The sequence below is a fragment of the Flavobacterium salmonis genome (genome assembly GCF_903819435.1).
In the GTDB taxonomy this organism is placed as follows: Bacteria; Bacteroidota; Bacteroidia; order Flavobacteriales; family Flavobacteriaceae; genus Flavobacterium; species Flavobacterium chungangense.
This window is the reverse complement of the sequence record NZ_CAIJDP010000016.1, coordinates 1-695: the sequence shown is the minus strand read 5'-3', so window position 1 is coordinate 695 and position 695 is coordinate 1. Positions and strand designations below refer to the sequence as shown.

The window sequence follows — 695 nt, the reverse complement described above, 5'->3', positions numbered from 1 at the left end:
ACACAACCAACGGCTATCAGTACGGCAACTGCGGCGCAAACCAATGTGTCTTGTAACGGTGGATCTAATGGTTCTGCTTCTGTTACCCCTTCGGGTGGTGCTGGTGGATATACTTATTCTTGGTCGCCTTCGGGTGGAACGGCTGCTACAGCAACCGGATTAAGTGCAGGAGCATATACTGTAACGGTAACGGATGCTAACGCATGTACCGCTACTCGAAACTTTACAATTACACAACCAACGGCTATCAGTACGGCAACTGCGGCGCAAACCAATGTGTCTTGTAACGGTGGATCTAATGGTTCTGCTTCTGTTACCCCTTCGGGTGGTGCTGGTGGATATACTTATTCTTGGTCGCCTTCGGGTGGAACGGCTGCTACAGCAACCGGATTAAGTGCAGGAGCATATACTGTAACGGTAACGGATGCTAACGCATGTACCGCTACTCGAAACTTTACAATTACACAACCAACGGCTATCAGTACGGCAACTGCGGCGCAAACAAATGTGTCTTGTAATGGAGGATCTAATGGTTCTGCTTCCGTTACCCCTTCGGGCGGTGCTGGTGGATATACCTACTCATGGTCGCCTTCGGGTGGAACAGCTGCTACAGCAACCGGATTAAGTGCAGGAGCATATACTGTAACGGTAACCGATGCTAACGGATGTACCGCTACTCGAAACTTTACAATTAC

Annotated in this window: 1 pseudogene; it reads left to right on the top strand. The window is 49.5% G+C overall.

The features are described 5' to 3' along the window. Nucleotides 1-695 (top strand): annotated as a pseudogene (locus FLACHUCJ7_RS00080) (SprB repeat-containing protein); the annotation flags it as partial.